At 72.2% G+C, this 17,036-nt stretch carries 19 protein-coding genes; 10 read left to right on the top strand and 9 right to left on the bottom strand.

What is annotated here, in order from left to right; all coding sequences use genetic code 11:
• Nucleotides 1–115: 115 nt before the first annotated feature.
• The 6 genes from QRN89_RS04445 to QRN89_RS04420 all read left to right on the top strand — a co-directional run bounded on the left by QRN89_RS04445 (nt 116) and on the right by QRN89_RS04420 (nt 5,068).
• A complete protein-coding gene (locus tag QRN89_RS04445; RefSeq protein ID WP_290348041.1) occupies nt 116–418 on the top strand; it encodes an urease subunit gamma in 303 nt (100 codons plus the stop codon).
• A 13-nt stretch (nt 419–431) separates the two neighbouring features.
• The gene (locus tag QRN89_RS04440) at nt 432–779 is read left to right on the top strand and encodes an urease subunit beta (RefSeq protein ID WP_290348040.1); all 348 of its coding nucleotides are present in this window, start codon (nt 432–434) and stop codon (nt 777–779) included.
• On the top strand, nt 772–2,493 hold the full coding sequence (locus QRN89_RS04435) for an urease subunit alpha (RefSeq protein WP_290348039.1): 1,722 nt from the start codon (nt 772–774) through the stop codon (nt 2,491–2,493). Before QRN89_RS04440 ends, QRN89_RS04435 begins: the two co-directional genes overlap by 8 nt.
• A gap of 2 nt (nt 2,494–2,495) precedes the next feature.
• Nucleotides 2,496–3,329, top strand: coding sequence for an urease accessory protein UreF (locus QRN89_RS04430; RefSeq protein WP_392857206.1), 834 nt, complete (start codon nt 2,496–2,498; stop codon nt 3,327–3,329).
• Nucleotides 3,330–3,618: 289 nt separating this feature from the next.
• Complete coding sequence (ureG, locus tag QRN89_RS04425; protein ID WP_290348038.1) at nt 3,619–4,305, top strand: urease accessory protein UreG; 687 nt, start codon at nt 3,619–3,621, stop codon at nt 4,303–4,305.
• 7 nt (nt 4,306–4,312) lie between these two features.
• Nucleotides 4,313–5,068, top strand: a complete 756-nt coding sequence (locus QRN89_RS04420) for an urease accessory protein UreD (RefSeq protein WP_290348037.1) — start codon at nt 4,313–4,315, stop codon at nt 5,066–5,068.
• A gap of 128 nt (nt 5,069–5,196) precedes the next feature.
• Here the strand turns inward: QRN89_RS04420 and QRN89_RS04415 are convergent, their stop codons facing one another.
• Nucleotides 5,197–5,913, bottom strand: coding sequence for a lysophospholipid acyltransferase family protein (locus tag QRN89_RS04415; protein WP_290348036.1), 717 nt, complete (start codon nt 5,911–5,913; stop codon nt 5,197–5,199).
• 519 nt (nt 5,914–6,432) lie between these two features.
• Between QRN89_RS04415 and QRN89_RS04410 the strand changes: the two genes are divergently transcribed.
• Nucleotides 6,433–7,359: a 2-dehydropantoate 2-reductase gene (locus tag QRN89_RS04410; protein ID WP_290348035.1), complete on the top strand. Its 927-nt coding sequence runs from the start codon at nt 6,433–6,435 to the stop codon at nt 7,357–7,359.
• Nucleotides 7,360–7,455: 96 nt separating this feature from the next.
• On the opposite strand, the gene QRN89_RS04405 is transcribed toward QRN89_RS04410, so the two are convergent.
• The 5 genes from QRN89_RS04405 to QRN89_RS04385 all read right to left on the bottom strand — a co-directional run bounded on the left by QRN89_RS04405 (nt 7,456) and on the right by QRN89_RS04385 (nt 12,144).
• Nucleotides 7,456–7,614 (bottom strand): hypothetical protein, encoded by a 159-nt coding sequence (locus QRN89_RS04405; RefSeq protein ID WP_290348034.1) that lies wholly within the window; start codon nt 7,612–7,614, stop codon nt 7,456–7,458.
• A gap of 266 nt (nt 7,615–7,880) precedes the next feature.
• Nucleotides 7,881–8,840: a cytochrome c oxidase assembly protein gene (locus tag QRN89_RS04400; RefSeq protein WP_290348033.1), complete on the bottom strand. Its 960-nt coding sequence runs from the start codon at nt 8,838–8,840 to the stop codon at nt 7,881–7,883.
• A 106-nt stretch (nt 8,841–8,946) separates the two neighbouring features.
• Nucleotides 8,947–9,972 carry a 6-phosphofructokinase gene (locus QRN89_RS04395; protein ID WP_290348032.1) on the bottom strand — a complete coding sequence of 342 codons (1,026 nt, stop codon included), beginning with the start codon at nt 9,970–9,972 and terminating at the stop codon, nt 8,947–8,949.
• A gap of 168 nt (nt 9,973–10,140) precedes the next feature.
• On the bottom strand, nt 10,141–10,869 hold the full coding sequence (locus tag QRN89_RS04390; RefSeq protein ID WP_290348031.1) for a type 1 glutamine amidotransferase: 729 nt from the start codon (nt 10,867–10,869) through the stop codon (nt 10,141–10,143).
• Between the two features lie 27 nt (nt 10,870–10,896).
• The gene (locus QRN89_RS04385) at nt 10,897–12,144 is read right to left on the bottom strand and encodes a Mur ligase family protein (RefSeq protein ID WP_290348030.1); all 1,248 of its coding nucleotides are present in this window, start codon (nt 12,142–12,144) and stop codon (nt 10,897–10,899) included.
• Between the two features lie 126 nt (nt 12,145–12,270).
• Here QRN89_RS04385 and def point away from each other — a divergent pair, with 126 nt between their 5' ends.
• Nucleotides 12,271–12,813, top strand: coding sequence for a peptide deformylase (def, locus tag QRN89_RS04380; protein WP_290348029.1), 543 nt, complete (start codon nt 12,271–12,273; stop codon nt 12,811–12,813).
• A 139-nt stretch (nt 12,814–12,952) separates the two neighbouring features.
• On the opposite strand, the gene QRN89_RS04375 is transcribed toward def, so the two are convergent.
• A complete protein-coding gene (locus tag QRN89_RS04375) occupies nt 12,953–13,603 on the bottom strand; it encodes a TetR/AcrR family transcriptional regulator (protein ID WP_290348028.1) in 651 nt (216 codons plus the stop codon).
• A gap of 161 nt (nt 13,604–13,764) precedes the next feature.
• Between QRN89_RS04375 and QRN89_RS04370 the strand changes: the two genes are divergently transcribed.
• Entirely contained in the window at nt 13,765–14,994 is a 1,230-nt protein-coding gene (locus QRN89_RS04370) for an acyl-CoA dehydrogenase family protein (protein ID WP_290348027.1), read from the top strand.
• A gap of 71 nt (nt 14,995–15,065) precedes the next feature.
• Here the strand turns inward: QRN89_RS04370 and QRN89_RS04365 are convergent, their stop codons facing one another.
• On the bottom strand, nt 15,066–15,554 hold the full coding sequence (locus tag QRN89_RS04365) for a glutathione peroxidase (RefSeq protein WP_290348026.1): 489 nt from the start codon (nt 15,552–15,554) through the stop codon (nt 15,066–15,068).
• Between the two features lie 92 nt (nt 15,555–15,646).
• Between QRN89_RS04365 and QRN89_RS04360 the strand changes: the two genes are divergently transcribed.
• Nucleotides 15,647–16,054, top strand: coding sequence for an LppU/SCO3897 family protein (locus tag QRN89_RS04360; RefSeq protein ID WP_290348025.1), 408 nt, complete (start codon nt 15,647–15,649; stop codon nt 16,052–16,054).
• A gap of 52 nt (nt 16,055–16,106) precedes the next feature.
• Here QRN89_RS04360 and QRN89_RS04355 read toward each other — a convergent pair whose 3' ends face one another.
• Entirely contained in the window at nt 16,107–17,024 is a 918-nt protein-coding gene (locus QRN89_RS04355; protein ID WP_290348024.1) for an acyl-CoA thioesterase, read from the bottom strand.
• Between the last annotated feature and the right edge of the window lie 12 nt (nt 17,025–17,036).

The following is a 17,036-nucleotide window of genomic DNA, read 5'->3' as shown; positions in this document are numbered from 1 at the left end:
TTAACGTTCAAACCTTGGCAGCGGAAGGGCCGTGGAGAGTCAACAGACTGTTGACGTCCACTACCGTCCGCCGCACCCGGCTGCGTCCGGGCAGGCCGAACGTGAGGTGGAGAACGTGCAACTGACGCCGCATGAGCAGGAACGGCTGCTCATCCATGTCGCCGCAGACGTCGCGGAGAAGCGCAGGGCACGCGGGGTGAAGCTCAACCACCCCGAGTCCGTGGCCCTCATCACCACGCACATCCTCGAGGGCGCCCGCGACGGACGCACCGTCGCCGAACTCATGGCGTCCGGACGGAAGGTGCTCACCCGCGACGACGTCATGGAGGGCATCCCCGAGATGATCCACGACGTCCAGGTCGAGGCGACCTTCCCCGACGGGACCAAGCTCGTCACGGTCCACGACCCGATCGTCTGACGGGAGCGCGCCCATGATCCCCGGAGAGATCCTGCACGCCGACGGACCGGTCCGGCTGAACGAAGGCCGCGAGGTCACCCGGCTGACCGTCCTCAACGCAGCGGACCGGCCCGTACAGGTCGGCTCCCACTACCACTTCGCCGAGGCCAACCCCGGGCTCGACTTCGACCGCGCCGCCGCGCGCGGCCTGCGGCTGAACATCGCGGCGGGCACCGCCGTCCGGTTCGAGCCCGGGATCCCCGTGGAGGTCGAGCTCGTACCGATCGCGGGACTGCGTGTCGTCGCGGGACTGCGCGGCGAGACCGCGGGACCGCTCGACACGAGCGACGCCCCGGCGCGGAACGGAGCCCCCCGTGCCTGAACTGACGCGCGCGGTGTACGCGGACCTCTTCGGCCCCACGACCGGCGACCGGATCCGTCTCGCCGACACCGACCTCCTCGTCGAGATCGAGGAGGACCGCTCCGGGGGCCCCGGACGGGCCGGCGACGAGGCGGTCTTCGGCGGCGGCAAGGTGATCCGCGAGTCCATGGGCCAGTCCCGTACGACACGGGCGGAGGGCGCCCCGGACACGGTCGTCACCGGTGCGGTGATCATCGACCACTGGGGGGTCGTCAAGGCCGACATCGGCATCCGGGACGGGCGCGTCACCGGCATCGGCAAGGCGGGCAACCCGGACACGATGGACGGCGTCCACCCGGACCTCGTCATCGGACCCGAGACCGAGGTCATCTCGGGCAACGGGAAGATCGTCACAGCGGGCGCCGTCGACGCCCACGTCCACTTCATCTCGCCCACCGTGGTCGAGCAGGCGCTGACGTCCGGGATCACCACGCTCGTCGGCGGGGGCACCGGGCCCGCCGAGGGGACCAAGGCGACCACGATCACCCCCGGACCCTGGCATCTCGCCCGGATGTTCGAGGCGCTCGAGTCGTTCCCCGTCAACATCGGGCTGCTCGGCAAGGGCAACACGACGTCCCGCGAGGGCATGTACTCCCAACTGCGCGGCGGCGCACTCGGCTTCAAGATCCACGAGGACTGGGGGGCCACGCCGGCCGTCATCGACGCCTGCCTCGGGGTCTGCGAGGAGACCGGCGCACAGCTCGCCATCCACACCGACACCCTCAACGAAGCCGGGTTCGTGGGCGACACACTCGCGGCGATCGCGGGCCGGACCATCCACGCCTACCACACCGAGGGCGCGGGCGGAGGGCACGCCCCGGACATCATCACCGTCGTCTCCGAGCCGTACGTCCTGCCCAGCTCCACCAACCCGACCAGGCCGCACACCGTCAACACCATCGAGGAACACCTCGACATGCTGATGGTCTGCCATCACCTCAACCCGGCGGTCCCGGAGGACCTCGCCTTCGCCGAGTCCAGGATCAGGCCGTCGACCATCGCCGCCGAGGACGTCCTCCACGACATCGGCGCCATCTCCATCGTCTCGTCCGACTCCCAGGCCATGGGACGCGTCGGCGAGGTCGTCCTGCGGACCTGGCAGACGGCGCACGCGATGAAGCGGCGCCGCGGCGCCCTGCCGGGCGACGGCCGCGCCGACAACCTGAGGGCCCGCCGGTACGTCGCCAAGTACACGATCAATCCGGCCGTCGCGCAGGGACTCGACCACGAGATCGGTTCGGTCGAGCCGGGCAAGCTCGCCGACCTGGTGCTGTGGGAACCGGCCTTCTTCGGTGTGAAGCCCCAACTCGTCCTCAAGGGCGGACAGATCGCGTACGCGCAGATGGGCGACGCCAACGCTTCCATCCCCACCCCCCAGCCCGTGCTCCCGCGCCCCATGTTCGGCGCGCTCGGCAGGGCCCCGGCGGCCAACTCGTTCAACTTCGTCTCCGGCGCCGCGATCGAGGACGGGCTGCCCGAACGCCTCGGCCTGGGCAAGCGCTTCGTCCCGATCCGCAGCACCCGCGGTGTCACCAAGGCGGACATGAAGGAGAACGACGCCCTGCCCCGCGTCGAGGTCGACGCCGACACCTTCACGGTGACCGTCGACGGCGACGCGGTGGAGCCCGCGCCCGCCGGCGAACTGCCGATGGCCCAGCGCTACTTCCTGTTCTGATCATGAGCGACGTCATGGACCCGCACACGGAGGCCCGCGCGAACGGCCTCCGTCCGCTCCCGTCGCCCGGTGGGGACCGGGGCGCCGGGCCCGCCGGGGACGGGCAGCACGCGGCCGCGGGAGCGCGCGGGGCGGAGGAGGCCGGACCACGGTCCGGTGCCCCGGCGCGTGCCGCGCTGCTCGTCCTCGCCGACGGGAGGTTCCCGGCCGGCGGGCACGCCCACTCCGGCGGGGCCGAGGCGGCGGTCAGGGCGGGCCGGCTCGGCGACGCCCGGGACCTCGCGGCGTTCTGCCGGGGACGGCTGCACACCACGGGCCTGACCGCCGCCGGGCTGGCCGCCGCGGCGGCGCTCGGGCTGGACCCGCTCGCACTCGACAAGGCCGCCGATGCGCGCACCCCGTCACCGGCCCTGCGCGCATCGGCGCGGAAGCTCGGTCGGCAGCTGATGCGGGCCGCCCGCGCCACCTGGCCGTCACCGGAACTGGACGCCCTCGCCCGTGCCCTGCCGAAGGGGGCGCACCAGCCCGTCGTGCTCGGGCTCACCGCCCGTGCCGCCGGGCTCGGCCCCGAGGACGCCGCGCACTGTGCCGTGTACGAGGCCGTCGGCGGACCCGCCACCGCCGCCGTGCGCCTGCTGAGCCTGGACCCCTTCGAGGCCACCGCCGTCCTCGCCCGGCTGACCCCCGACATGGACCGGGTCGCCGGGCGGGCCGTGACCGCGGCACGGCAGGCCGCCGAACACGGAACCGAGGCCCTCCCCGCCGCCTCGGCCCCGCTGCTGGAGATCACCGCGGAACAGCACGCGGCCTGGCCCGTGCGGCTCTTCGCCTCATAGCGCCCCACGCCCACACCCCTCAGGAGCCACACGGAGCCACACGACCCACAGCCCCGGAGCCGCGCCCGCCGCAGACAGAGCCCTCCGCCTCCTGCCTCCAGCCCCGGCCCCCCGACCCCCGACCACGGAGCCCGCAGCCGACGTAGCCCAGGCAACACCAGCCCCCGCCGCGCACACCGCAGCACCCGAGACCACTCGCCCCACGAGCCCACCGCGACCGTCCACGCGCCGGCGCCACGGACCGCGGAGCAGCCCACGCTCCGCGGCAGCACCACGAGGGAGCCGCCCCATGCATCTCGACCACGCTCACGACCACTCCGGCCCGGCCGCCGTCAGCGCCGACGCCGTACGCCCCGACGGCACCCGGCGCGCCCTTCGCATCGGTCTCGGCGGGCCGGTCGGCTCCGGCAAGACCGCGACCGTCGCCGCCCTCTGCCGCACCCTGCGCGACCGGCTGTCGATCGCCGTCGTCACCAACGACATCTACACCCGCGAGGACGCCGAGTTCCTGCTGCGCAACGCCGTCCTGCCGCCCGAGCGGATCCAGGCCGTCGAGACGGGCGCCTGCCCGCACACGGCCATCCGCGACGACATCTCCGCCAACCTCGAAGCGGTCGAGGACCTGGAGGACGCGGTCGGGCCACTCGACCTGATCCTGGTCGAGTCCGGCGGCGACAACCTCACCGCCACCTTCTCCAAGGGCCTCGTGGACGCACAGATCTTCGTCATCGACGTGGCCGGAGGCGACGACATCCCGCGCAAGGGCGGCCCCGGCGTCACCACCGCCGACCTCCTCGTCGTCAACAAGACCGATCTCGCCCCCTACGTCGGCTCCGATCTCCGGCGCATGGCCCGCGACGCCGAGGAGCAGCGGGGCGGGCTGCCCGTCGTGTTCACCTCGCTGACCGGCGAGGACGGTGTCGGCCCGGTCGCCGACTGGGTACGCGACCGGCTCCGCGCGTGGACCGGCGCGTGACCGCCGGATGAGCGTCCGGGCCACCGCACGGGTCGTCGCCGAGCGCGACGCACTGCCCGTGCTGGAGAGCGACGGTCCGCTGGCGCTGCGCCGGACCCGCGCCGGCGGACCGTACACGAGGGTCACCGTCGTCGGCGCGATGAGCGCCCCGCTCGGCGGGGACCGGCTCGCGATCGAGGTCGGTGTCGGCGAAGGCGCCCGGCTGCACATGGACTCCGCCGCGGCCACCGTGGCGCTGCCCGGACGCACCCCGGAGGCCGCCGCCTACGACATCTCGCTGGACGTGGGGGAGGACGCGGAACTGCGCTGGCTGCCGGAGCAGCTGATCTCGGCACGCGGCAGCGAACTGCGGATGCACACGCGGGTGGCGCTCGCCGGGACGGCGCGCCTCGTGCTGCGCGAGGAGCAGATCCTCGGCAGGCACGGCGAGGAGACCGGCACGCTCACCACGCGCCTCACCGTCCACCGCGCCGGTCGCCCGCTGCTGGACCAGGAACTCGCCTTCGGCCCCGGTGCGCCCGGCGGTTGGGACGGCGGGGCGGTGCTCGGCGGTCACCGAGCGGTCGGTCAACTCCTCGTGGTGGAACCCGACTTCGGCGACGACCCCCCGGAGCCGCGGCAGTTCGGGGAGACGGCCGTGCTCACCCCGCTCGCGGGCCCTGCCGCGCTGGTCACCGCGGTCGCCCCCGATGCGCTGTGTCTGCGCCGGCTGCTCGACACCGCACTGAGCGAGGTCGCCCCGAGCGGGGCCGCCCGCGGCTGAACGCGAGCCCGAGTGCCTGCGGTCCGGCCCGGTGGCCAGGGCCGGCCCGCAGCGCCGCGTCCGGGCCGGAGCGGTGGCGTCTACACGGGTGCGGCCCCTGCTCCCGGACCGCACCCGTCCGTTGCGCGTCAGCGTCTCAGCCGGGGCATCCGCCTGCCCTTCGCCCCGTCCTCCTGGGCGGCCTTCACCTTCACCGCGTACTCGTCGACGTACTGCTGGCCGGACAGGGCGAGGATCTCGTACATGATCTCGTCCGTGACGGCGCGCAGTACCGCCTTCTCGTTCTCCATCCCCGCGTACCGGGAGAAGTCCAGCGGCTCGCCGAAGCGGATCGTCACCCGCTTGATCTTCGGCAGGACCTGGCCCGGCGGCTGGATCTCGAAGGTCCCGACCATCGCGCAGGGCACGACGGGCACCCGAGCGGTGAGCGCCATCACCGCGACGCCGACCTTGCCCTTGTAGAGCCGGCCGTCGTGCGACCGTGTGCCCTCCGGGTAGATGCCGAGCAACTCGCCCTTGCCCAGCACGCCGAGGCCCTCGCGGATCGCCGCCTTGCCCGCCTCCTTGCCGGAGCGGTCCACGGGGATCTGCCCGGCACTGCGGAAGAAGGCCGCCGTCAGCCGGCCCTTGATCCCCGGGCCGGTGAAGTACTCGGCCTTGGCGAGGAACGTGATGCGCCGTTTCAGGATGGCAGGCATCAAGAAGTGGTCGGAGAACGACAGATGGTTGCCGGCGACGATCGCCGCGCCGTCCGCCGGGATGTGCTCGAGCCCCTCGATCCTGGGCCGGAACAACACCCGCAGCAGCGGGCCCAGGATGACGTATTTGAGCACGTAGTAGAACACGGTGTCGCTCCCAACTCTGCCGATTCGGCTCAGGGGCCGTGTGGTGCCGGATCACGGCGTGGACGCACCCGGCAAGTCCATCCGCACGGCCGGTCGTCCGTCGCCGGTCCCGACCGGACTATGCCGACTCCTTGCTCAGTTGTATGACAGCCCTTCAGACGCCGCCATGGGTCGTGGGGCACCCCGAGTGCTGTGGCGCCGATCGTAGTCAGGTCGGCGCGCGTACCGGACCGCCTGGTGTGCGGGGCGGCCGCGTGTGCCGCAGCCGTCGTACGGCGAGCCGTAGCGGGTGCACGGGCGGCTCCCTCCTCCCGTCGACATCCTGTCCGGAACGGGGCGCGGAATACCGGAACGACCGCCCCGGCCCTCCGGGGCGCGGAGTACCGGAACGACGGCCCCGGCCCTCCGGGGCGCGGGCGCAGGGTCCGGTTCCGCTCGGTCGCGGGAACAAAGCCGGTGCCCCGCGGAGTCATTCCTGCGAGGGAGCGGCTCCGTGCTCCCCGTGACGAAGGGGATTCCGTGAAGGCAGTGGTGATCGGTGCGGGCGGTGTCGGGGGCTACTTCGGGGGCAGGCTCGCGGCTGCCGGGCACGACGTCCGCTTCGTCGCGCGGGGTGCCCAGCTCGAAGCCCTGCGGCGCGACGGGCTGACGGTCCTGAGTCCCGCCGGGGACCTCTCGCTGCCGGTGGCTGCGACCGACGACCCCGGGGAGATCGGAGAGGCCGACTACGTGCTCGTCTGCGTGAAGACGGGGCACCTGCCCGCCGTGCTCGACGCCCTCGCCCCGCTGATCGGTCCGGACACGGCGGTGCTTCCCCTCCAGAACGGTGTGGAGGCCCCCGCCGAGGTCGCCGATGCCGTCGGACAGGAGGCGGTCGTACCAGGCATCGCGAAGATCATCGCGTTCCTCGACGGCCCCGGCCGGATCCGTCACGTCGGCGGCGCGGGCTCGCTCACCTTCGGCGAGTGGGACAACAAGGGGTCCGCGCGCGTGGAGCGTCTCAGGGCCGCACTCGAGGAGGCCGGGGTGACCGCCGTCGTGCCCGACGACATCTGGCGGGAACTGTGGGCGAAGTTCCTGTTCGTCGTGCCGCTCGGTGGTCTGGGCGCCGTCACCGACGCGACCATCGGCGAGTTCCGTTCCCGGCCCGGGACCCGGCGGCTGCTGGAGGAGGCGATGACGGAGATCCACCGGCTCGCGCAGGCACACGGCATCGCGCTTCCGGCCGACATCGTCCGGTCCACGCTGGCCTTCGTCGACCAGCAGCCCGCCGAGGGCACTTCCTCGCTGCACCGTGACATCGCGTCCGGCAGGCCGTCCGAGCTGGAGGCATGGACCGGCGCCGTCGTCCGGCTCGGCGAGCGGAGCGGGACCCCCACCCCCGTCAACGGCTTCCTGTACGAGGTGCTGGGCCTGCGCGAGTCCCGAGTGGCACCGGTGACGTGACCGGCAGTGGAGGGCCGGGCGCGGGCGACCGCCACGAGGCGGCCCCGGCCGCGGCCGGGGGCTCCCTGACCGCCGTCCGGCGAGCCCGGACCGCGGTCAGGTGGGCTTGGACGCCAGCATCCCCAGGGTGACGAGGCCCAGTACGACCCAGGCGAACCACAGCCAGCCGTTGCTTCCGAGTGCCACGGTGTAGCCCGTCACGACCACCAGGGACGCCACGGTCAGCACACCCATCGTCTTCGTGGAACCGGACATGCGCGTCCTCCTCCGGGCCGGCGCCGCGGCCGGGAGCCGCGGTCGGGGCCGTGGAGCCATCGTCACCCCGGACGAGGGGGGCGCGCTACTCCCGGGCGCCGGTCACCGCGCGCCCTCTCGGACGCCCACACGCCTTGGGGGATCCGCCTGCCCGGCCCTCTGTCCCGGGAATCAGTGGGTCCCGGGGACCCCGCTCCTTCCGGACATCAGCACGGGGGCTCCGCCGGTTCGGGCGACCCGCCGGATCCGGGCGGCCCGGACCGACGTCAGCGGCTGCGGGCCTGGAGGGAGGCCAGATACGCGTTGTAGGCCTCCAGCTCCTTGTCGCCGTCCCGGTCCGCGGCCCGGTCCTTGCGGACGGCCTGGCGCTGCTCGGAGCGGTACCACTGGAACACCAGGGCGATCAGCACCAGCACCGACGGGATCTCGCTGAACGCCCAGGCGATCCCGCCCGCCGCGTTCTGGTCGGAGAGCGCGCTGATCCCGAGCGACGCGGGGGGATCGGCGTACGCCTGCACCATCGGCTCGGACGCCATCATCAGTGCGATGCCGAAGAACGCGTGGAAGGGCATGCCGGCGAAGAGCTCCAGCATCCGCATCACATAGCCGGGGCGGTGCGGACCCGGGTCCACGCCCATGATCGGCCAGAAGAAGATCAGTCCGACGGCGAGGAAGTGCACCATCATTCCGATGTGGCCGGGCCTGGACCCCATGAGGAAGTCGAAGAGCGGGGTGAAGTAGAGCCCGTACAGGCTGGCGATGAACATCGGGATCGTGAACGCGGGGTGCGTGACGATCTTCATGTAGCGGCTGTGCAGCAGGGCCAGCAGCAGTTCGCGGGGGCCCTTGCGGCCGCGGCCCGCCGGAGGCAGCGCGCGCAGCGCCAGCGTCACCGGGGCGCCGAGCAGCAGCAGGATCGGCGACAGCATGCTGATCACCATGTGCTGGACCATGTGCACGCTGAACATGACCATGCCGTAGTCGTTCAGCCTGGTGCACATCACCAGCGCGATGCTCAGCACGCCCAGCGTGAAGAACACCGTCCGTCCGACCGGCCAGGCGTCACCGCGCCGGCGCAGCCGCGCCACGCCCCAGCCGTAGAGCGCGAGCCCCACGAGGCAGCCGACCAGGAAGAACGGATCCGCGGAGAATTCCAGTCCCCTGCCCAGCGTGAACGGCGGCAGGTCCATCGGCATCCCGTGCTCGCCGTGCCCGCTGTGATCCATCTGCGTACTCCTGGAGCGTCCTGATTCGCGCTTGTTGTCCGGACAAGACTAGAACCGCCCCCGGCCGCCGCTGCGACCGGGGGCGGTTCCTCGCCCGGAGTCCGTGTCAGAGGACCGTCTCGGCCTCTTCGTAACGGTCCTCCGGGACCGTCTTCAGGGTCTCCACCGCCTGCGCCAGCGGAACCATGGTGATGTCCGTGCCGCGCAGCGCGGTCATCATGCCGAACTCGCCGCGGTGCGCCGCCTCGACGGCGTGCCAGCCGAACCGGGTGGCGAGGACGCGGTCGTACGCGGTCGGCGTGCCGCCGCGCTGGACGTGGCCGAGGATCACCGGCCGGGCCTCCTTGCCGAGCCGGTCCTCCAGCTCGACGGACAGCTGGCGGGCGACGCCGGCGAAGCGCTCGTGGCCGTACACGTCCTTGCCGCCCTCGTCGAAGTCCATGGAGCCCTCGCGCGGCTTGGCCCCCTCGGCGACCACGACGATCGCGAACCGCTTGCCGGCCTCGAACCGGGCGCCGACCCGCTTGGTCAGCTCCTCGATGTCGAAGGGCCGCTCCGGCACGACGATGGCGTGCGCACCGGCCGCCATACCGGAGTGCAGGGCGATCCAGCCGGTGTGCCGGCCCATGACCTCCACGATCAGCACCCGCTGGTGGGACTCGGCGGTGGTCTTCAGCCGGTCGAGGGCCTCGGTGGCGACGCCGACGGCGGTGTCGAAGCCGAAGGTGACGTCGGTCGAGGCGATGTCGTTGTCGATGGTCTTCGGCACACCGACGATCGGCAGCCCGGCCTGGGCCAGCAGGTTGGCCGCCTTCAGCGTGCCCTCGCCGCCGATCGGGATGATGGCGTCGAGGCCCAGCTCGGCGACGTGTCCCTTGGCCCGCTCGACGCCGTCGACGAGATGCGCGGGCTGCACCCGCGAGGAACCGAGGATGGTGCCGCCGCGGGCGAGGATGCCCGCCACGGCGTCGAGGTCGAGCTTGCGGTAGTCGGCCTCCAGCAGGCCCTTCCAGCCGTCGTGGAAGCCGATCACCTCGTCGCCGTGGTCGACGACGGCGCGGTGCACGACAGAGCGGATGACCGCGTTGAGCCCGGGGCAGTCGCCGCCGGAGGTGAGGACGCCAATGCGCATAGCCCGAGAACCTTTGCAACGTGGGCCGACTCCCGGACCACGTCGTCCGGTTGGATCCCTGCCACCCTACCGGCGCAAGGTGGCGGGAACCGAACCGGACGTCCGCACAGTGGACACCGTGTGTTCGTACGATCCGGGTTGCCGTACGAACGGCGCTTCAGAGGCCCGTCAGGCGGGCTGGGTGGCGGCGGCGATGCGCTCCGCGCGCAGCGCCTCGTACCACCGGTCGTCGGTGGGCGGCAGCGCGTTCACGTCGAGCGCCAGCTTCAGCAGCAGATCCGCGATCTGCGGATTGCGGGCCATCACGGGCCCGTGCATGTACGTGCCGAAGACGGTGTCGTTGTACGCGCCCTCGGTGCCGTCGCCGGTGCCGTTGCCCTTGCCGAAGACGGTCCGGGCGAACGGCCGGGCCGTCGGGCCGAGGTGGGTGACGCCCTGGTGGTTCTCGAAGCCCGTGAGCTGCGGCAGGCCGAGTCGCGGGTCGATGTCGGCCAGCACGTCGCCGACGCACCGCTCGCCCTCGCCGCGGGTGGAGATCACGTCCAGCAGGCCGAGGCCCGGCTCCCGCTCGCCCAGGTCGTTGATGAACTCGTGGCCCAGGATCTGGTAGCCCGCGCAGACCGAGAAGATGATCGCGCCGTTGGAGGCGGCCCGGGAGAGCCCGCCGTCGCGGCGCAGCCGCTCGGCCGCCAGCCGCTGGGGCCGGTCCTCGCCACCGCCGATCAGATAGATGTCGCCGGACGTCGGCACCGGCTGGTCGCTGCGGACGTCGACGCGGGTGACGCCCAGACCGCGCTGGCGCGCGCGGCGCTCCACGACCAGGGCGTTGCCCTGGTCACCGTACGTGCTGAGCAGGTCCGGGTAGACCCACACCAGGCGCAGGCTGCTGTCGCTCATGCTCGTAATCCTCTGCGGTCAGTGGGGTCAGTTGCCGACGCGGCGGCGGACGTCCTGGAAGGCGGTGTAGTTGGCGATCAGCTCGATCCGCCCGGGCGGGGCGAGCCGCACGGCCTCGTCCACGTCCTCGACGACCCGGAAGTCCAGCCCCGCGACCTCGAGGCGGACCGCGAGGTCCAGCTTGCGGTCGCCGATCACGAAGATCGGGTGGCCGGCGAGCCGGGTGTAGTCGACGTCCCACAGCCAGGAGGTGTCGGTGCCGTCGGCGCCGCGCGCGTTGACGGAGAGGATCACCGGGGTGGGCGGCGGGTCGATCAGGGAGAACGTCTCGAGCCAGCCGGCCGGGTTCTTCGCCAGCAGAAGCCGCAGATCACGGCCGAGGAAGGACACGACGTCGTACCGGCCGGCCACGGCCTGCACCTGGTACATGCGCTCCAGGGCCACCTGCGGCGGGACGCCGAAGACCGCGGCGACCGCGGCGGAGGTGGCGGCGTTGGCCTTGTTGGCACGGCCCGGCAGCTGGAGGTGGATGGGCCAGGCGGAGCCGTGCGGGTCGAGGACGTGGTCCCCGCTGAGGGCCCAGCTCACGGCCGGCCTGCGGAAGCCGCACTCACCGCAGAACCAGTCGTCTCCGGGGCGCTGCATCACACCGCCGCAGGCGGGGCAGGACCAGGCGTCGTCCTTCCACTCCTGGCCGGCGGCGACCCAGACGACGTTGGGGGAGGAGGACGCGGCCCAGACGATGAGGGGGTCGTCGGCGTTGGCGACGACGACGGCCTTGGTGCCGGACAGGCCCTCGCGCCACTTCTCGGCCAGCATCCGGGTCTCGGCCGCGCGGTCCAGCTGGTCGCGGGAGAGGTTGAGCAGGGCGATGGCCTTGGGCGTGGTGTCGCGGGCGACACCGGCGAGGTACTTCTCGTCGACCTCGATCACGCCGTAGCGGGCGTCCGAGCCACCGGCCAGCGCGGAGGTGATTCCGGCCGGCATGTTGGCGCCCAGGGCGTTGGACACGACCGGGCCGGCGGCACGCAGGGCCTCGGCGATCAGCCGGGTGGTGGTGGTCTTGCCGTTCGTCGCCGACACCAGGATCACGTCCAGGTGCTGCGCCAGTCTGCTCAGCAGGTCGGGGTCGAGTTTGAGGGCAACCCGGCCGCCGATCACCGATCCGCTGCCGCGTCCCGCTGCGCGCGACACCGCCGCTGCGGCCTTTCCGGCCGTCACGGCGAGCTTGGCACGCGGCGACAGCGACTCTGCGTTGCCAGGGTGTCCTGCCATCGTCCTTGATCCTCCTTGCGTCGGTCGGGGCTCAGCCTATCGACCTCCGGGCGGCGGCCCGAACTGCGGCTCCGTCACGAAACCCGGAGGTCACCGGCGCGATGTGCGGAACGTACCCTTACGGCCATGCGAAACCGTCCGATCCCCGGCAGTTCCGGCCTCGTACGGGCCATGAGCCTGTTCGGGGATCCGGTGCTCCACGCGCCCTGCGAACCCGTCACCGACTTCGGCCCGTCCCTGACGCGGCTGATCGAGGACATGTACGCGACCATGTACGCCGCCAACGGGGTGGGCCTCGCCGCCAACCAGGTCGGCGTGCCGCTGCGGGTGTTCGTCTACGACTGCCCCGACGACGAGGACGTCCGCCACGTCGGGCACGTGGTCAACCCGCGGCTCGTCGTCGCCGACGGCATCGAGGTGCGCGGCCCGGAGGGCTGTCTGTCCCTGCCGGGCATCGAGGCGGGCACGACGCGCTACGACCACGCGGTGGTCGAGGGCGTGACGAGGGACGGCGATCCGGTGCGGGTCGACGGCACGGGGTTCTTCGCCCGCTGCCTGCAGCACGAGTGCGACCACCTGGAGGGCGGGGTCTACGTGGACCGGCTCACCGGCCTGCGTCGCGCCCGCGCCCTGCGGGCGGCCCGCCGGGCCCCGTGGGCCCGGCGGTAGCGTCCGCGTGCCGACGGGGCGGGGCGGGTACCGTGCCCGCTCCGGTGGCGCCGGCCGTGCGCCGGTCTCCCCGGACGGGACGTCCCGTTGCCGGCCGTGCCGGAACCCGGGCCGCGTCCGCCCCGTTGCCCGGCCTGGGTCAGAACCCGGGGCTGCCCGGGCGGTCCTCGGCGACCGAGAGGCCGCCCCACAGCAGGTCCGCGAGGCTGCGTACCAACTGCGCCCGCGAGCAGGGGCGTTCACCGAGCCACCAGTCGCCGGCGCCGTGCATCATGCCGACGATTCCATGGGCCCAGATCCTGGCCAGCTCGTCCCCGCCGGGGCCGAGGTCGACGCGTTCGGCGATCACCTTGCCCAGCTCCTCGCCGAGTCTGCGCAGCAGCGGCGCGGTGTGCCGGCCGACGTCGAAGCCCTGCTCGGACTGCTGGGAGTCCTCGGCGGGGTGCATCAGGAAGCGGTACACCTGAGGCCGTGCCTCGATCGCCGCGAGATAGGTGTCGAGGGTGTGCTCGACGCGCTCCCGCCGGTCGGAACTGGCGTCGATCGCCGTGCGCAGTGCGGCGAGCAGACCGTCGGTGTGGCGCTTGGCGAGCGCGCGGTACAGCCCGCTCTTGTCGCCGAAGTGCCGGTAGAGGATCGGCTTGGTGATCCCGGCCTCGGCGGCGATCGCGTTCATGGAGGCCTGCGGGCCGTCCCGGAGCACCACGCGGTCCGCGGCTTCGAGCAGCTCGCGCCGCCGCTGCTCGGCCGACCGCTGCTGGTCGCCCTGGTGTGTGGTGGTGGTCTCCATGGTCTCTCCCCGCCCGTGCTGAATCCTGAGGCCTGCGCAACGTAACACTCCGCAGGGTGCGCCCGCCGACCGCACCGTTGGCGGTTGACAGCTTCTACGCACCGGTAACAGACTGCGGTTACCGGTAGTAACATGCGTGCCGAGCACATTCAGGAGGGGACATGACCGAGTTCGCGCTCGATCTCAACGACGACCAGAAGCAGGTCCGTGACTGGCTGCACGGTTTCGCCAGGGACGTGATCCGCCCGGCCGCCGCGGAGTGGGACGAGCGTGAGGAGACCCCCTGGCCGGTCATCCAGGAGGCCGCCAAGGTCGGCATCTACTCCCTGGACTTCTACGCCCAGCAGTTCTTCGACCCCACCGGGCTCGGCATCCCGGTGGCCATGGAGGAGCTCTTCTGGGGCGATGCCGGTATCGCCCTCTCCATCGTCGGCACGGGCCTCGCCGCCGTCGGAGTCCTCGCCAACGGCACCGAGGAGCAGATCGGGACCTGGATCCCGCAGATGTACGGGGACGCCGACGACGTGAAGGTCGCCGCGTTCTGCTCCTCCGAGCCCGACGCCGGCTCCGACGTCGGTGCCATGCGCACCCGGGCCGTCTACGACGAGGCCAAGGATGAATGGGTGCTCAACGGCACCAAGACCTGGGCCACCAACGGCGGAATCGCCAACGTCCACGTCGTCGTCGCCGTCGTCGACCCCGAGCTCGGAACCAAGGGCCACGCCTCGTTCATCGTGCCGCCGAACACCCCCGGACTCTCCCAGGGGCAGAAGTTCAAGAAGCACGGCATCCGCGCCTCGCACACCGCCGAGGTGGTCCTGGAGGACGCCCGCGTCCCCGGCTCCTGTCTGCTCGGCGGCAAGGAGAAGCTGGACGAGCGGCTCGCCCGCGCCCGGGAGCGGGCCCGGGCGGGCGGCGGCGAGAGGGTGAAGAACGCCGCCATGGCCACCTTCGAGGCCTCCCGCCCGGCCGTCGGCGCGATGGCGGTCGGTACCGCACGGGCCGCGTACGACTACGCCCTCGAGTACGCCAAGGAGCGTACGCAGTTCGGCCGCCCGATCATCGACAACCAGGGCGTCGCCTTCCAGCTGGCGGACATGCGCACGCAGATCGACGCCGCCCGGCTGCTGGTGTGGCGCGCCTCCTGGATGGCCGTGAGCGGCAAGCCGTTCACCGCGGCCGAGGGCTCGATGTCCAAGCTCTTCGCCAGCGAGGTGGCCAAGAAGGTCACCGCCCAGGCTGTGCAGATCCTCGGCGGGAACGGCTTCACCCGTGAGTACCCCGTCGAGCGCATGCACCGCGACGCCGCCATCTACACCATCTTCGAGGGCACGAGCGAGATCCAGCGCCTGGTGATCGCCCGCACGCTCGCCGGCATGCCCATCCGCTGACCCGAAGGCCGCCGCACGCCACGGGGCGCCGCCCGGTCGTCCGGGCGGCGCCCCTGCGCCGTGCGCGTTCCTCAGGCCGCGAGCTGCGCCTCGATCGCCGCGACGACCTCCGCGGCCTCCGGCTCCACCCGCGGCCGGAAGCGGGCCACCACGTCGCCCTGCGGGGAGACGAGGAACTTCTCGAAGTTCCACTGCACGTCACCCGCCTCCCCGTCCGCATCCGCGAAACGGGTCAGCTCGGTGTAGAGCGGGTGCCGCTCGTCGCCGTTCACGTCCGTCTTCTCCAGCAGCGGGAACGTCACCCCGTAGGTCGCCGAGCAGAACGTGGCGATCTCCTCGGAGGTGCCCGGCTCCTGGCCCAGGAACTGGTTGCACGGCACCCCGAGCACCGTGAAGCCGCGGTCCGCGTAGGTCTTCTGCAGCCGCTCCAGCCCCGCGTACTGGGGCGTGAGACCGCAGCGGGAGGCCACGTTCACCACGAGCACGGCCTTGCCGCGATGGTCGGCCAGGGACGTCTCCTCGCCGGACAGAGTGCGCAGAGGGATGTCATGAACGGACATACGGGACTCCTTCGTACCTCGTCTTTATGTGTTTCTTATTCTTCGTGTAGCGTGCGCGCGTTCGATCTCCAGCTACCCGAGGAAGACCGCAGATGAGCGCACCCACGCCCTCCGCCGCCCCGCAGGAACCGCAGTTCCCGGAGGGCCAGCCCATACCCGGCGCCGCACCCGCGCCCGCGCCCGCCAAGAAGAGCAAGCTCAAGAAGCTTCTCGGCGTGGTCGCGCTCATTGTCGTCGCCGTGGTGGTGAAGCTCGGCATCGGCTACGTCTTCAACGCTCCCGTCCGCGCCGAGGCGGGCGACTGCGTCAAGGTCACCGGCGAGGAGAACAACCCCGAGGTCGAGACCAAGGGGTGCGACGACAAGGACGCCAACTACAAGGTCGTCAAGGTCGTCGAGAACACCTTCGACGTCAACGCCTGCACCGTCGGCGAGGCCGCCCTCGCCCAGCAGTGGGACGCCGACAAGTTCGTCCTCTGCCTCGACCCCGTCAAGAAGTGACCCGCCCGGGGCAGTGACCCCGTACGGGCCGGTGACGCCGGCCGGGCGGCCCTCAGCCGCCCAGCCGGCGGAACAACCCCTCCTGCACGACCGAGACGAGCAGCCGGCCCTCCCGGTCGTAGATCCGGCCGCGCGCCAGTCCCCGGCCGCCCGTGGCGACCGGGGACTCCTGGTCGTAGAGGAACCACTCGTCCGCGCGGAACGGCCGGTGGAACCACATCGCGTGGTCCAGCGAGGCCATGTCGAAGCCGCGCGGGCCCCACAGCGGTTCCACTGGGATGCGGACGGCGTCCAGCAAGGTCATGTCAGAGGCGTACGTCAGCGCGCACGTGTGCACCAGCGGGTCGTCCCCCAGCGGCCCGCCCGCCCGCATCCACACCGCGCTGCGCGGATCGGCCTCCCTGACCTCCTCCGCGGTCCAGCGCAGCCGGTCGACGTAGCGGATGTCGAAGGGCTGGCGCCGCGCCATCCGCTCCAGCGCCTCCGGCAGCGCGCCCAGGTGCTCGCGGATCTCCTCGCTGACGGTCGGCAGGGACTCGGGCGGTGGGAAGTCCAGCCGCGGCGGCAGCTGGTGCTCGAAGCCGGCCTCCTCGGGCTGGTGGAAGGACGCGGTCAGATTGAAGATCGTCCGCCCGCGCTGGACCGCCGTGACCCTGCGGGTCGTGAACGACCGGCCGTCCCGGACCCGTTCGACCTGGTAGACGATCGGGATGCCCGGAATGCCCGGGCGCAGGAAGTAGGCGTGCAGCGAGTGGACCGGGCGGGCGCCGTCCGTCGTCCTGCCCGCCGCGACCAGGGCCTGGCCCGCGACCTGGCCCCCGAAGACCCGCTGCAGCGACTCGTTCGGGCTCAGCCCGCGGAAGATGTCGACCTCGATCCGCTCCAGGTCGAGCAGGTCGACGAGCCGTTCGACGGGTCCGGCCGTGGCGCCGGCGGTCTCCTCGGGGCCGTTCCCGGCGAGGTGGGTCATGTCCGCTCCCGT

It is taken from the genome of Streptomyces sp. HUAS CB01, assembly GCF_030406905.1.
GTDB classification, from domain to species: domain Bacteria; phylum Actinomycetota; class Actinomycetes; order Streptomycetales; family Streptomycetaceae; genus Streptomyces; species Streptomyces chengbuensis.
Note: the sequence above shows the minus strand (reverse complement) of the source record. Positions and strands in the feature narration are given on the sequence as shown.

Coding starts and splice junctions, on each gene's coding strand:
- QRN89_RS04365 (WP_290348026.1), bottom strand. CDS start 15,554: ATGTCCGTTCATGACATCCCTCTGCGCACTCTGTCCGGCGAGGAGACG.
- QRN89_RS04440 (WP_290348040.1), top strand. CDS start 432: ATGATCCCCGGAGAGATCCTGCACGCCGACGGACCGGTCCGGCTGAAC.
- QRN89_RS04395 (WP_290348032.1), bottom strand. CDS start 9,972: ATGCGCATTGGCGTCCTCACCTCCGGCGGCGACTGCCCCGGGCTCAAC.
- QRN89_RS04355 (WP_290348024.1), bottom strand. CDS start 17,024: ATGACCCACCTCGCCGGGAACGGCCCCGAGGAGACCGCCGGCGCCACG.
- QRN89_RS04375 (WP_290348028.1), bottom strand. CDS start 13,603: ATGGAGACCACCACCACACACCAGGGCGACCAGCAGCGGTCGGCCGAG.
- QRN89_RS04370 (WP_290348027.1), top strand. CDS start 13,765: ATGACCGAGTTCGCGCTCGATCTCAACGACGACCAGAAGCAGGTCCGT.
- QRN89_RS04360 (WP_290348025.1), top strand. CDS start 15,647: ATGAGCGCACCCACGCCCTCCGCCGCCCCGCAGGAACCGCAGTTCCCG.
- QRN89_RS04400 (WP_290348033.1), bottom strand. CDS start 8,840: ATGGATCACAGCGGGCACGGCGAGCACGGGATGCCGATGGACCTGCCG.
- QRN89_RS04385 (WP_290348030.1), bottom strand. CDS start 12,144: ATGGCAGGACACCCTGGCAACGCAGAGTCGCTGTCGCCGCGTGCCAAG.
- QRN89_RS04405 (WP_290348034.1), bottom strand. CDS start 7,614: ATGTCCGGTTCCACGAAGACGATGGGTGTGCTGACCGTGGCGTCCCTG.
- ureG (WP_290348038.1), top strand. CDS start 3,619: ATGCATCTCGACCACGCTCACGACCACTCCGGCCCGGCCGCCGTCAGC.
- def (WP_290348029.1), top strand. CDS start 12,271: ATGCGAAACCGTCCGATCCCCGGCAGTTCCGGCCTCGTACGGGCCATG.
- QRN89_RS04420 (WP_290348037.1), top strand. CDS start 4,313: ATGAGCGTCCGGGCCACCGCACGGGTCGTCGCCGAGCGCGACGCACTG.
- QRN89_RS04430 (WP_392857206.1), top strand. CDS start 2,496: ATGAGCGACGTCATGGACCCGCACACGGAGGCCCGCGCGAACGGCCTC.
- QRN89_RS04390 (WP_290348031.1), bottom strand. CDS start 10,869: ATGAGCGACAGCAGCCTGCGCCTGGTGTGGGTCTACCCGGACCTGCTC.